We start from the raw sequence: 13406 nt of genomic DNA, 5'->3' as shown, positions 1-13406 counted from the left end.
CACCTGTATACTTAGAGGGCATTATAACCCCAGCCGATTTGGGACGTTTTTTCTCACTCTCTTTACTTAATACGCTAAAGGACTAATCCTTCTTTGACTGAATACCGCCGTCATTTTCCATCTCGTCCAGGAATTCCTGGTTCTTTTCCAACTTCGGGTTGATGTTGAAGAAGTGGTGGTGGATACCAAGCATCCCCGCCAGTAGGAGAAGGTTGAAGACAACCGCGATTCCAAGCAGAACGAGGTTGCAGAACAGTGCATAGTGGGCACCAATTCCGCTACTGATGGACTGCCGCAATCCTAAGATGGAGTAAGTCATTGGCAGGTACCAGTGAATAACGTTGTAGAACTTCATCGTGACCTGCATTGGGAAGGTCCCACCGGAACCACCCAGTTGCAGCATCAGCAGAACCATGGCAACGAACCGGCCCGGGTTATCGAAGGTCATCGAAAGGAACATCACGATTGCCATCGAGGCGAGCCCGAAGCAGATGCTCGTTGCGAAGAGGGACGGGATATGGTCGGTCGTTAAACCGCAGGCCAGCATGATGGCGTCTTCGATTACCGCCATCAGCGTAACCGCGACAGCACCGACAAAGACCTTGCTTGCCCACCAAGCAACCGCAGAGTGACCCTTTTCAGCCACCCGCCGAATTGGGTAGATGAAGTTAAATACCAAGATACCAACATACAAGGCAACTGACAGAACATATGGCGCCAGAGCGTGCCCATAGTTTGGCACGTAACTGTAATTCTTGTGCTTGACCGTCGTTGGCTCAGCAAACATCTTTGCCGTCTTGCCAGTCGGTTTGATTCCGTTGATGGTCTTGGCACCCTTGCCTAACTGACTAGCCAGCTGACTGGCACCATCGTTCAGCTGGGTAATTCCGCTAATCAACGCTGGTGAGTTGTCAGCTAACTGCTGGGTCCCAGCAGCTAAGAGGTTAATCCCGCTGATCAGGCTCGGCATTTGCGCGTTCAATTGAGCAAGCGCACTCGCTAGCTGGCCAGCACCAGAAATCAAGGCTGGACTGTTGGCAACGAGCTGGTTGGCACCGGCCCCCGCCTGGGCAACCCCCGCAGTATATTGACCAATTCCCGCGTTCAGGGTGTTAGCACCGGCGGCAGCAGTGGCAACACCACCCGTGTACGCGTTAACACCAGTGTTCAGTTTGTTGGCACCGGCAGCCAGGGCCCCAGTAGCGCCCTGCAATTCGGCTGAAGCGGAGCCAAGGGTCGCGCTGGTCGTCGCATCCATCCCTTTAAGGGTTGCTTCCAAGGCCGCCGCGGCACTCTCAATCTTTTGGGAACTAGCAGTTGCTGAGCTAGCAGAAGCGTCAATCGTGCTCTTTAGCTTATCAACTCCGCTTTGAACTGCCGTGATTTCAGCGATTACCTTGCTGTTATCCTGACTGCCGCTCTTTGCTGGAGTTGTGTTATTAGAAGCATTGTTCATTGCCGCCTGGATAGCAGACTTCGCACTGTTAATCTGGTTTTGACTATTTTCGTCCTTCCCCTGCGCACCATTTAACGCTGCCAATGCCGCCTGGAGCTGCTGACTGTTGTTTGCGCTGGCTGGTGTTGACGAAGCCTGACCACTATTTGATTCCAGCTGGTTCTTAACACTGCCTAAAGTAGTGCTAATCGCCCCTAATTGACTAGAAACTTCCTTTAATTGCTGGGGAGTCTGGGCAACCGGCGCCAAAGCCTGTTGCAATTCATTGGCCTGCGCCATAATGGTAGTGGATTGGGAGCCAAGCTGCTGTTGCAAGCCGGGAATCATCCCACTAACTTTATTATTCAGCTCCGTACTCCCGGCGGCTAATTGACCAGCCCCAGATTGCAATTCGGCGGACCGGCCGTTTAGGGTGTTTAGACCGGACGCCAATTGACCGGCACCGCCACTCAGCTGGCCCGAGTTTGACTGCAAGAGTCCCAGACCGCTGGCTAATTGGCCCACGCCCCCGGTGTACTGTTGGATTCCGGCGGCGAGCTGGGAACTACCGTTAGCCAGTTGCTGGGCACCGCTGGCTAATGGAGTCACGGCTACCTTCATCTGCTGAACACCGTTATTGACCTGGTATACTCCAGCGACGTACTGGTTTACCCCATCGTTCAGTGTCACGATTCCATCGCTCAGCTGGTGGGCACCATCCGCAGCCTTAGTCATCCCCTTGCCAACAACGCCTAATTCCTTAAACATCGCCTTTGCATAGGCTTGGGTCACCTGAGAACGAATGCTGGTGTTTAGCCGGCTCGTCCCGATTTCCGTCATCACCTGACCGATGTAGTTCAAAGAACCGTTCGTCTCGTAGTGCAGCTTCATCTGCTTCGGGTTCTTATCCATCACGGTCGTCGCGTTTTCAGAGAAGTTTTGGGGAATCGTAATTACGGCATAGTACTGCCGGTGATGGAGGCCATAGTCGGCTTTCTTCTTGGACACAATCTCCCACTTCATCTGGTGGTTCTTCCGCAGCTGGTCAACCGTTTGCTGACCAACCGCCATCTTCTTTCCCTGGTACTCCACCGGTACATCCCGGTTGACGACCGCAATCGGCAGGTCCTGGGTACTTCCGTACGGATCCCAAACCGATTTCAGGAAGAAGATACTGTATAGAAACGGTAACAGGCAAATTACAGAAATAGATAATAGCAAAATATGGTTATGAAAAAGATTCTGTACTTCTGCCTTGATCATCTTGATCATTTTCTTTCCTCACCTCATCTAATTAACTTACTTTGCTGAAAGGGAAAGCACAGACTGCTTAGCAAAGTTAATGAACTCTTCCGTTGGAACATCATAATTATTCTTTTGCCACCAATAGAAGGCCCCGATAATCGACCCGCTAAAGACGTAGGCCATCATTTCGGGATTGCTGGCCTGCTGTAAGGCCTTAATCACGGTGTCCTTCGTCCCGTGGTCCCAACGGTCAAGCAGCACCTGGCTAAACACCTGCAGCATTTCCGTATACAGCGAGCTGTGGGAATTGCTGGATGCCAGGTGGCGAATCATATCCTTATGTCCATCAATATAGAGGACAAATTGCTTAACGACGTCCTCCTCTGATTCACCAGAGTCGGCAATTTGACTGATTTGTGCATCCATCGTCTGCTCCAACAAATCGTACTTATCATTAAAGTAACGGTAAAAGCTGCTCCGGTGCAGCAGCGCCTCGTTGCAAATCTGGTCAACCGTCAAGTGGTCAAAGGAATTCGTCTCCAAGAGCGTTAACAAAGCATTCTGGAAATCCCGAACGGTCCGTGTCACGCGCATACGTTCACCTCCCCTTGTAGCATTTCAATAAAGAACAGTGTATACCGTACGTTAGCAAGACAACAGAATTAATTGGGTATACAAGTATCATCATAATACAAATCAATGAAAATGTTTCAGAAAAATCACCACCGGTTGACATACCAAGAATTTTCTGCCAAAACACGGCACCTCTCCGGCAATATGCTACAATTTAAGTGAGAGTGGGACGACGCGCAGCAAGATAGTTTGACTTGCCAGCCAGCTGCTGCACTGTTGCATTTCCATTTTAAAAATTAGTGAAGAATTTCCAACTTCTTCCAGGAGGCGCTTATCGTGAAGATTGAAAACGTAAAGTTCGGCAGCTATGAGGACCGCGACGTGATTAAGTACACGCTGACTAATGACAACGGCGTTAGCATCAGCGTACTCAACTTCGCCGGAATTTGGCAGGCTTACATGGTTCCCAATAACGAGGGCGGGCAGGTCAACCTGCTGCTCGGTGCCGACAACATCGAAGCCTATGTCAACCCTAATAACGCACCGCTGTATGTCGGCCGGATTGTTGGCCGTTTCGGCGGGCGAATTGCCAAGGGCCAGTTCGACATCGATGGCAACAGCTACCAGATTCCCGCTAACGAGGGCGATAACAGTCTGCACGGTGGCGCTAATGGCCTCAGCCAGCAGTTCTACGACGTCACGACCAGTCAGGATCAGGAAAAGCTGCAGGTGATTTTGACGACCACCATCGGCACGGCAGTTGACCAGTTACCCGGTAACGAGACCGTTAAAATCACCTACACCCTGGACAATGATAACGGGGTCACGATTGACTTTGACGGTCAAACCGACGCCAAGACCCTCTTTAACCCCACGACCCACGCCTACTGGAACCTTTCCGGCGAAGCAAAGACCATTCAAGGGCACGTGTTGACGTTAAATTCGACCTACCACCTGGAGCTAGATGACGAAAAGATTCCCACCGGCCGGAAACTCCTCAATAAGAACACCCCGTTTGACTTCTCCCATCCGACCGTCATGGGGACGGCCTTACAAGAAATGCAGGAACAGCACGTTCCAGAGGGCGGCTTCGACGACATCTTTGTTGTCCTGCCAAGCAACCGGCTAGCCCACGAGCCAGTGGCAACCTTGATGGACGCCGCTTCGGGACGGAAAATTAAAATGTATTCCGACCGCAACGGCCTCGTCGTGTACACTGCCAATGGGCAGCACGCGGATGGCTTCAACCGTCCTGCTGGACAATGGTTTGCCATGGCGATGGAAGGGCAGACCCTTCCTGACACACCGCACCACCCACAGTTCGGTGACATCTCCCTGCGGCCAGGTTACCCGCAACACTATCAAATTCACTATGACTACTTCGCTTAATACGGAATTGGAGGTTATCTTATGCAGAAAAAACTAACTAAGTCCAAGGACAAAGTCTTTCTCGGGGTCTGTGGCGGCATTGCTGACTACCTCGGTGTTGACCCGACAATGATCCGGCTGATTGCGGTCGTCCTGATTGCCTGCACCGGTTTCTTCCCGCTGACCATCATTTACCTGGTGGCAGCGGTCATCATGCCGGATTACCAGGAACCAAGCAAGTATGACGACGCGGTTGACGGTGAATTTAAGGAAAAGTAACTAAAAAAGGGGTTGGGAATTAACTCAACCTCTTTAATATTTTAAAGTTAGTAATGTCTTAGCGCAGTAGCCGGCTGGCAGTTCAAACGCTGATAAATCAGCGCTTGACCGACCCCAAATAGGCTAGCTTTGCGTCGAAAGACAAACGCTAAAAATCAGCTTATTAGCCGATTTTTGGCGTTTTTTCTCACTCGCTTTTTTACTCTTCTTCATTCCGTTCCCGGTAAGCTACCTGGGCGTTCAGCCGGTAATCCGCCGTGGTCAGGATCGTTGAGCCCCGCCGACCAGCGATTTTATGCGGTCCGGCAGTAACTGCTAGCCCGGCGAGGTAAATCCGGTATTTCTGGTGGGCTGAATGAACGTCAGTCAAGCCAATCCGGACTATGTGACCAACTGCCCGCCGCTCCATCTGGTTGATCCCGATGTAGATTTCCAAGCGGTGCCGCAACCGGTCATGTTCCAACTCGAAGTACGGTGGGACCGAGTGGGTATTGAGGGCCTGGACTGGCTTCCCAGTCTCGTTGTACTGCGCGACAATCTGGGCCTCATCCAGGCCGTTATAGTCATTAACAAAGATGCCGTTTGTCAGCAGCTGGTCGACAACCCGTTGCAAGTTGTGCTGTTCGTAGTCATCAATCGCCACCACCGCAGGAATAGTGTTATCCCCACTAAACAGGCCGTTAGACTGGTTGGCAATTACTGGCCCAGCCTGTGCGGCCCGGCCACTGCCCACCCGTTTACCATTGCTATCAAACTTTTGTCCCGTGATTTTCGCAAAGCGGGGCGAGATAAAATCAAACTGCGAAGTTTTTCCCAGGAAATAATAAACAAAGTTGAGGTAGAGGAAGTAGGTGATTGCCACCATCGCGAGACAGTACAAGAAGCCCCGCAGCCAGACCTGGTTGGCAAACAGCCGAAAAGTTACGTAGACCAGGTAGATATCACCGGCGCTCGCAATCCCGATGTAGATACGGGCTTTGAGCTTGGCATCCAAGTTGAAATAACTCAGTGATGAGTTGATCATATCAAGAAAACTAAACATGGTAACCCAACACCTCCTTATTGATCATTGCCAGTGGTCGTTCCAGCCTGCTGGTTAGTAGTTGTCCCGGTACTATTGCCCCCGGTGCTGTTGGTCTGGTTACTATTACCACTATCGTTATTATTGGTCGTCTGCCGTGACTGGTTGCTGTCAGTATTATTATTCGACTGCTGGGTACTGTTCGTCGGCGTGTCTTGGTCATTGCCAGCGGTCGACCGGTTATTGGCCGAACTGCTGTTATCATCAGTCGTGTTATCACTGGACTTGTCTTTATCACTATCACTATGACTATCAGCTGGGTTTTGGCTAACGGACCGGCTAGAGGTGCTGACCACTTTGGCCCCTTCCGTCGTGTGAGTAGCTTTATTAACAACCACGTTCGTTGCTCCCAGCGCTAGGACCAAGGATACCAGCGCAAACGGCGTTACTAACGGTGGAATTTTTGCTGCCATATTACATTCTCCTTTTCTCAACCTATATCATAACCGATTTTGTGTGATGTAAATGTTAAGGAAGATTGAAATTTATTGTAAGTGCTTGCGGCGGCATTCGGCACAAATCCCCCGCAACTCAAAGGTATGGCCCGTAATCTGGGCCCCTGGCAGCTGTTGGGCATAGTAATCCATCTCCAGCGGTGGCATCTGGATTTCCTGTACCCGGCCGCAAACTTCACAGATGAAGTGGTGGTGATGGGCCGCATCACAGCGGTACTTGACCTGCATTTGGTCATTATGCTGACGCAGCTCCACAAGGTCCAGCCGTTCAAACTCCTTTAAGTTCCGGTAAATTGTATCGTGACTAAGGCCCGGATACGCTGCCCGGAGCGCATCATCAATGACCGTAATGTCTTGATAGTGTTCCGGGTCCGCGGTCATAATTTTAAGCATCATTGCCCGCTGCTTGGTCCAGCGTAAGTGCTGGGCACGCAGCTTCACCCGGGCCTGTTCAACCAGCTTATCCAATTACGCCACCTCCTTACCGAAGTACCAATTCTACCATAATTACCGTTAATCCGTTACTGTCTTGCCCACAATCTGGCGCAAGCGTTTCGTTGTCGTTGCCCAATCATCATTCGTGACCACCTGGGCGATTCCCCGGAGCTCCGCTGGCAAATGCAGGTCCCGCTGGTATTCCAGGCTATGGAGCCGGGATTCAATCGCCGGCCGGGCATCCCCCCGTTCCGCCATCCGGTGAGCTAAGGCCGCCAACTTGCTGACTGTCAAAAAGATAACCGTCACCCGCGCACCTAATTGCTGGTAGTAGGTCAGCGCCCCCTTAGTGTCAAGGACAATCACGTCGTCTTGGCCCTGTTGCCAGCCCTCTGCTAACCCTTCTAATGAAGAACCATAGCGGGCCTGGTCGTAAGTCACCGCCTCCAGCAGGTGGAGCTTAGCCATCGACTGGGCAGTTTCAAAATGGTAGTCCACCCCGTCACGTTCACCCGGCCGGGGCAGCCTGGTCGTGTGGGTAATGACCCGGTGGAGGTGAAATTCCGTCCGCAAGTAGCGGGCGACGGTGGTCTTCCCTGAGCCCGCCGCCCCGCAAATTACAAACACCCGTCCCTGCTTAGTCATTGTTCTTCGTCAGGTGGGTATTGACCTGGTCTAACAGCTGCTTGAGGTTATCGTAGGTCAGTCGTTTGCGGGCGTCCTGGTAGTTAAACCAGCCGCAATTTTTAATCTCTTCGGCCTGCAGGTGAATATCCTCCTGAGCGGTCAAGTCTGCGGTGAAGAGGGTCATCTGCTTGCGGTTGCCATTGGGCAGGTCGTATTCAGTGTAAACCTTGAAGCTGGTGTCGATTGGCAGGGTCAGCTGAGTTTCCTCCTTGATTTCCCGCGCCGCCGCCTGCTCTAAGGTCTCATTGCCTTCGACGTGGCCCTTGGGGAAGCCCCAAAAATGCCCCTTATTTTGACTCTCCAACAACAGGTACTCCAATTCACCGGCATTTTGGCGGTAAACCACTGCTCCACTGGTTACTTCAATTGCCATCGTTTAACCATCCTTTTAATAAATAATTAATTCTCTAATTGACTTTTAATCTTATTCTTGGGTATCATGGAATAAGATATTTTTGACTATATTATAGCAAAGGTGGTTTGAAGATGCGCTTAAACATTCTGCGGAAAGAAAGTCTTGATCGTTACCTCGGGGTCGACAAGGATTTCGTTAAGTCCATGACGGCGGTTGACTTAATGGCCCTCGGCATCGGTGCCGTGATTGGGACCGGGATTTTTATCCTGCCCGGTACGGTTGCCGCAAATTCAGCGGGCCCGGGGGTGACCTTATCATTTTTCTTCTCGGCAATCGTCTGCGCCCTCGCCGCAATGTGTTACGCGGAATTCTCCTCCGCCCTCCCCGTTGCCGGTAGCGCCTACTCTTACGGGAACGTGGTCTTCGGTGAATTTTTCGGCTGGATCCTCGGCTGGGCCCTCGTCCTGGAATACATGCTTGCGGTCGCTTCGGTTTCGACTGGGTGGGCCGCCTACTTTAATTCCTTCATCGCCAGCTTTGGGATAAAGCTGCCCAAGGCGGTGTCCGGCCCCTTTGACCCGGCCCACGGCACCTACATCAACCTGGTAGCGATTGTCATCGTCCTCTTGATTAGCTGGATGCTATCCAAGGGAATGCAGTCCTCGATGCGGATTAACAACATCGCGGTTGCCATTAAGATTGCGATTATCGTAATTTTCGTGGTGGTCGGTCTCTTCTTCATCAAGCCGGCCAACTACCACCCCTTCCTGCCCTACCACATGAAGGGGGTCTTTCACGGGGCGACCGTCGTCTTCTTCGCCTACCTCGGCTTTGACGCCGTTTCGTCGTCAGCCGCGGAAGTTAAGAACCCAAAGAAGAATATGCCGGCAGGGATTATCGGCACCCTGGTCGTCGCCACAGTCCTGTACATGGCCGTTTCGGTCGTCCTGACGGGGCTGGTCAAGTACACCAAGCTGGACGTGGCGAACCCGGTCGCCTACGCCCTGGAAATGGTTCACCAGGACTGGATTGCGGAACTGCTGTCCATCGGGGCTTTGATTGGGATGTTCACCATGATGGTGACGATGATTTACTCCAGTTCCCGATTGATCTACTCCATCGGCCGTGACGGGCTCTTGCCATCATTTCTCGCTAAGCTCGACGACAAACACCACGTTCCCCAGCAAGCCCTCTGGGTGGTTTCCATCATTATTGCGTTAATGGGTGGGTTAGTTTCACTAGACCAGCTGACCAGCCTGGTTAACATTGGGACCCTGCTGGCCTTCCTCTTCGTTTCCTTCGGGATCATCCCCCTGCGCCGACGCAAGGACATCGGTAACAAGGGCGGCTTCCGTGTTCCCTTCTACCCGGTCCTGCCGGTTATCTCCGGTTTGGCCTGCCTGGGCATGATGGCAATGCTCTCCAAGGAAACCTGGATTGGCGCCGGCATCTGGTTCGGTCTCGGCATCATCCTCTACTTCAGCTACGGATACTGGCACAGCAAACTTAATCAGGAACGGTAAAAAGGAAGTCCTCGACAGGGCATCTGCCCAACCGCCAATTGACACGGCCGTCCGGACCTGGATACTAGCCTTGCGTTGGCGGAACACGTTATCTCTAGAAATAGTAAAAAAAAGAGTCCGAGAAAATCTCAGGCTCTTTTTTCGTGCGTCCCTTTTCGGGATATTCCGCACTTACTTAGCAAACATCTTAAATTCCAGGAAGAGGTCGTTGTACACGCCCAGCGTCTTGAGAGGCAGGTCGCGGTAAACCTGGAGGTGGGTCATCGTCTTGGCGGGTGGGTAGAATGCCCGGTCCGCCGTCACCCGTTTCGGCAACCGCCGCCGGGCCGCCGCGTTCGGGGTCGCGTAACCAACGTATTCCGCATTTTGGGCTGCGTTGGCTGGTTCCAGCATAAAGTTGATAAAGGCGTAGGCCGCGGCCTTGTTTTTGGCCGCACGAGGGATGACCATGTTATCAAACCAGATGTTGCTTCCCTCGCTCGGCACGACATAATGCAGGTGGTGGTTGACCGATATCATTTCCCGGGCATCCCCAGAGTAGGTGACCCCAACCGCTGCCTCATCCTGTTCCATGTACATCTTCATCTCATCAGCAACGATTGCTTTCACGTTTGGCGTCAGAGTCTTCAAATGATCCTGGGCCTTTTTTAGTTTCGCGTAACTGGTTGTGTTGACCGACTGTCCCTGGGAAATCAGGGCCATGGCGAAGACATCCCGGGCACTGTCGATCAGCATCAAGTTATTCCTGAGCCGGGGATTCCACAGCTGGGACCAGTGCTGGACATCCTGGGCCCGGACTTTCTGGTCATTGTAGATAATTCCCAGCGTCCCCCAAAAGTACGGGACCGAATAGCGGTTTCCCCGGTCGAAGGGCTGGTTGCGGAATTCGGGGGCAATGTAGTGGAAGTTGGTCAACCGGCGGTGATCCAGCGGGGCCAGCAAGTGCTCCTTTTTCATCCGCTGAACCGTGTACTCGCTGGGCACCACCAAATCGTAGTTAGTTCCCCCCTGACGGATCTTCGTCAGCATTGACTCATTGCTATCAAAAGTTTCGTAATCGACCCGGTAGCCGGTTTGCCGTTCAAACTTGCTGATCAGGGCCGGATCAATGTAGTCGCCCCAGTTGTAAATTGTCAGCAGGTTGGCCGTGCCGCCCCGCCGGTGGTTGAGCGCCCAATCGCCAAAAGCCAAGGCCGCGCACAGGGCGACGATTCCGCAGATCACCGCGAAGAGTTTTTTCATTGTGCGTCCCCCTCCTTAACGGTTACAATCCGGTTCCGCCGCCCGCCATGCTTGCTGATAAAGTAGTAGCCCAGCACCAGCAATAGCGATACCAGGAACATGATGGCGGATAGAGCATTGATTTCTAAGTTAATTCCCTGCCGCGCCCGGGAGTAAATCTCCACGGACAGGGTCGAGAAGCCGTTTCCCGTAACAAAGAAGGTCACCGCAAAGTCATCCAAAGAGTAGGTCAGGGCCATAAAGTAGCCGGCCCCAATTCCGGGAGTAATGGCGGGCAGGACGACCTGGGAAAGGGCCTGCCAGCGGGTTGCACCGAGGTCGTAGGCGGCGTCCACCAGGGTCGGGGAAAGCTCATTGATTTTCGGCAGAACCATCAGCACCACGATTGGGATACAAAAGGCAATGTGGCTTAGCAGGACGGATACAAAGCCGAGGCGGATCCCCAGCATGGTAAAGAAGATTAAAAAGCTCGCCCCGATGATAACATCCGGCGACACCATCAGAACATTATTTAAGGACAACAGGCTGTTGCGCCACTTCCCCCGGGTGTTTTTAATTGCCAACGCCCCCAGCGTCCCGATGATGGTCGCAATCAAGGACGCCAGCAGGGCAATAATGATGGTGTTAAAGACGATTGTAATCATCCGGGTATCCCCAAAGAGGTCCGCATAGTGGCGCCAAGAAAAACCGTGGTAGTGTTCCATCGTGGTCCCCGCGCTGAAGGAGAAGACCACCAGGTAGACAATGGGCGCGTATAAAATGACAAAGACCAGGGCCAGGTAAAGTCCCGACCAGTTAAAATGACGCTTGCTCATCGGCGGGTCCCTCCCTTCTGCTTAGTCTCTCCGGTAATGAACATGACGATAAACATGGCAATAATCAAAATCATCCCGATGGTCGATCCCATTCCCCAGTTCTGGGTGGTCAGGAAGTGCTCCTCAATCGCTGTCCCCAGAGTAATCACCCGGTTGCCCCCAATCAGGCGGGTAATCATAAAGAGGGAGAGCGAGGGAATAAAGACCGCCTGAATACCGGCCTTAACCCCCGGCATTGACAACGGCAGGACCACCTTGCGAAAAGTCTGCCACTGGCTGGCGCCGAGGTCCTTGCTGGCATTGATCAGTGATGGGCTGATTTCGGCCAGCGAGTTAAATATTGGCAGGACCATAAAGGGAATTTCAATGTAGGCCGCCACAAACATAAAGCTGGCGTCGGTAAAGAGCAGCTGGTGGCTGCCCAGGCCGACGAACTGCAGGAACTGGTTGATCGACCCGGACCGGCTAAAGAGGCCGATGAAGGCGTAGGTCTTCAGTAAAAGGTTGATCCAGGTTGGCAAGATCACCAGGAGGAGCCAGAACTGCTTGTTTGGCAAGTGGTTAAGTACGTAGGCCGTCGGATAGCTGATCAATAGGGTCACCAGGGTAATCAGAAAGGCGTACCAGACGGAGTTGAAGGTCATCTTCAAGTAGACCCGCGAGGTCAGGTAGCTGCCGTAGTTGCCTAGGGTAAAGTGCCCGCTGATGTCAAAAAATGATTGGTAGAAAATCAGGACCAGCGGCGCAATGACAAAGAGGACGATCCAGAGCGCGTAAGGGACGATAAAGAGTGTTTTTTGCCGCATCAGTCGTCCTCCTCATAGCTGTCCAGCCGGGCATCAAAGTCGGCCTCGGTTTCGTTGTAGCGCATCACGTGAATATCCTCGGGGTCAAAGCTGATTCCCACCTGGGCCCCGACCGTCGTCTTATGGATGGAGTTGATTTTCCACTCGTGCCCGCGGACGTCGTGAACCATGATTTGGTAATCGACCCCCCGGAAGAGCTGGGTATCCACGGTTCCCACCAACTGCCCCTGTTCGACCGAAGTGATGTCCAAGTCTTCAGGGCGGATGACAACCTCGACCCGTTCGTTCGGCCGCATCCCCGCATCGACGCATTCAAAGTCTTGACCGTTGATGGACACCAGGTAGTCCTTCTTCATAATTCCCGGCACGATGTTGCTCTCGCCAATAAAGTCAGCGACAAAGTGGTTCAACGGTTCGTCATAAATATCAACCGGAGTCCCCGTCTGCTGGATTGTACCATCGTTGATAATCATAATCTGGTCGCTCATCGCCAGAGCTTCCTCTTGGTCGTGAGTGACGAAGATAAAGGTGATTCCCAGTTGACGCTGCAACTGGCGCAGTTCTGTCTGCATGTTGACCCGGAGCTTGTGGTCAAGAGCCGACAATGCCTCATCCAGGAGGAGGACTTGCGGTTCGTTGACGATTGCCCGGGCAATTGCCACTCGCTGCCGCTGACCACCAGACATGGCAGTAATTTCCCGTTCCCCGTAGCCCTCCAGTTGGACCAGCTTGAGGGCCTCCTGAACCCGGCGCTTGATTTCCGCCTTTTTGACCCCCCGGATCTGCAAGCCAAAGGCGACGTTTTCGGCCACGTTCATGTGTGGAAAGAGCGCGTAGTCCTGGAAAACCGTATTGACCTGGCGCTGGTTAGCCGGGACATTGTTAATTTTTTGACCATTAAACAGGATTTCCCCGCTGGTCGGCTGGTCAAAACCGGCAATCAGCCGCAGGATCGTCGTCTTTCCGGAGCCCGAGGGCCCCAGCAGGGTGTAGAACTTCCCCGCCTCAATCGTAAAATCAATGTCTTTTAGAACCACGTTATCGTCGAACCGCTTTTCAACGTGGCGGAATTCCATAATATTTTTCGCCATTAGCTATTTCCTCACA

At 52.7% G+C, this 13406-nt stretch carries 14 protein-coding genes; 3 read left to right on the top strand and 11 right to left on the bottom strand.

Annotated features, from left to right (window positions below; all coding sequences use genetic code 11):
- Positions 1–82: 82 nt before the first annotated feature.
- Together FC49_RS05165 and FC49_RS05160 are read right to left on the bottom strand one after the other, a co-directional pair.
- Positions 83–2707, bottom strand: coding sequence for a YhgE/Pip domain-containing protein (locus FC49_RS05165; protein ID WP_056984445.1), 2625 nt, complete (start codon positions 2705–2707; stop codon positions 83–85).
- A 27-nt stretch (positions 2708–2734) separates the two neighbouring features.
- The gene (locus tag FC49_RS05160) at positions 2735–3274 is read right to left on the bottom strand and encodes a TetR/AcrR family transcriptional regulator (RefSeq protein WP_056984444.1); all 540 of its coding nucleotides are present in this window, start codon (positions 3272–3274) and stop codon (positions 2735–2737) included.
- A 315-nt stretch (positions 3275–3589) separates the two neighbouring features.
- Between FC49_RS05160 and FC49_RS05155 the strand changes: the two genes are divergently transcribed.
- Both FC49_RS05155 and FC49_RS05150 read left to right on the top strand, forming a co-directional pair.
- Positions 3590–4642 (top strand): aldose epimerase family protein, encoded by a 1053-nt coding sequence (locus tag FC49_RS05155; protein ID WP_003712954.1) that lies wholly within the window; start codon positions 3590–3592, stop codon positions 4640–4642.
- Between the two features lie 21 nt (positions 4643–4663).
- Positions 4664–4900: a PspC domain-containing protein gene (locus FC49_RS05150; protein ID WP_003712968.1), complete on the top strand. Its 237-nt coding sequence runs from the start codon at positions 4664–4666 to the stop codon at positions 4898–4900.
- 199 nt (positions 4901–5099) lie between these two features.
- Here the strand turns inward: FC49_RS05150 and FC49_RS05145 are convergent, their stop codons facing one another.
- From FC49_RS05145 to FC49_RS05125, 5 genes are all read right to left on the bottom strand, one after another.
- Positions 5100–5942 (bottom strand): DUF6681 family protein, encoded by an 843-nt coding sequence (locus FC49_RS05145; protein ID WP_003715559.1) that lies wholly within the window; start codon positions 5940–5942, stop codon positions 5100–5102.
- Between the two features lie 17 nt (positions 5943–5959).
- Positions 5960–6394 carry a hypothetical protein gene (locus tag FC49_RS05140; protein ID WP_003715596.1) on the bottom strand — a complete coding sequence of 145 codons (435 nt, stop codon included), beginning with the start codon at positions 6392–6394 and terminating at the stop codon, positions 5960–5962.
- 72 nt (positions 6395–6466) lie between these two features.
- Positions 6467–6904, bottom strand: a complete 438-nt coding sequence (locus FC49_RS05135; protein WP_003715601.1) for a Fur family transcriptional regulator — start codon at positions 6902–6904, stop codon at positions 6467–6469.
- Positions 6905–6949: 45 nt separating this feature from the next.
- On the bottom strand, positions 6950–7516 hold the full coding sequence (locus FC49_RS05130; protein ID WP_003715519.1) for a guanylate kinase: 567 nt from the start codon (positions 7514–7516) through the stop codon (positions 6950–6952).
- The gene (locus FC49_RS05125) at positions 7509–7931 is read right to left on the bottom strand and encodes a bis(5'-nucleosyl)-tetraphosphatase (protein ID WP_003715560.1); all 423 of its coding nucleotides are present in this window, start codon (positions 7929–7931) and stop codon (positions 7509–7511) included. Before FC49_RS05125 ends, FC49_RS05130 begins: the two co-directional genes overlap by 8 nt.
- Positions 7932–8044: 113 nt before the next feature.
- On the opposite strand from FC49_RS05125, the gene FC49_RS05120 reads away from it, so the two are divergent.
- A complete protein-coding gene (locus FC49_RS05120; RefSeq protein ID WP_003715585.1) occupies positions 8045–9436 on the top strand; it encodes an APC family permease in 1392 nt (463 codons plus the stop codon).
- Positions 9437–9607: 171 nt separating this feature from the next.
- Here the strand turns inward: FC49_RS05120 and FC49_RS05115 are convergent, their stop codons facing one another.
- Genes FC49_RS05115 through FC49_RS05100 form a run of 4 tightly spaced genes read right to left on the bottom strand, consistent with a single transcriptional unit; the run spans position 9608 to position 13390 of the window.
- Positions 9608–10678 (bottom strand): ABC transporter substrate-binding protein, encoded by a 1071-nt coding sequence (locus tag FC49_RS05115; RefSeq protein ID WP_003715493.1) that lies wholly within the window; start codon positions 10676–10678, stop codon positions 9608–9610.
- Positions 10675–11493: an ABC transporter permease gene (locus tag FC49_RS05110; RefSeq protein ID WP_003715533.1), complete on the bottom strand. Its 819-nt coding sequence runs from the start codon at positions 11491–11493 to the stop codon at positions 10675–10677. The genes FC49_RS05115 and FC49_RS05110 overlap by 4 nt, the downstream gene beginning before the upstream one ends.
- Complete coding sequence (locus FC49_RS05105; protein WP_003715615.1) at positions 11490–12299, bottom strand: ABC transporter permease; 810 nt, start codon at positions 12297–12299, stop codon at positions 11490–11492. Before FC49_RS05105 ends, FC49_RS05110 begins: the two co-directional genes overlap by 4 nt.
- Positions 12299–13390 carry an ABC transporter ATP-binding protein gene (locus FC49_RS05100; protein WP_003715550.1) on the bottom strand — a complete coding sequence of 364 codons (1092 nt, stop codon included), beginning with the start codon at positions 13388–13390 and terminating at the stop codon, positions 12299–12301. Before FC49_RS05100 ends, FC49_RS05105 begins: the two co-directional genes overlap by 1 nt.
- Between the last annotated feature and the right edge of the window lie 16 nt (positions 13391–13406).

The organism is Limosilactobacillus oris DSM 4864 (genome assembly GCF_001434465.1).
Taxonomy (GTDB): domain Bacteria; phylum Bacillota; class Bacilli; order Lactobacillales; family Lactobacillaceae; genus Limosilactobacillus; species Limosilactobacillus oris.
Note: the sequence above shows the minus strand (reverse complement) of the source record. Positions and strands in the feature narration are given on the sequence as shown.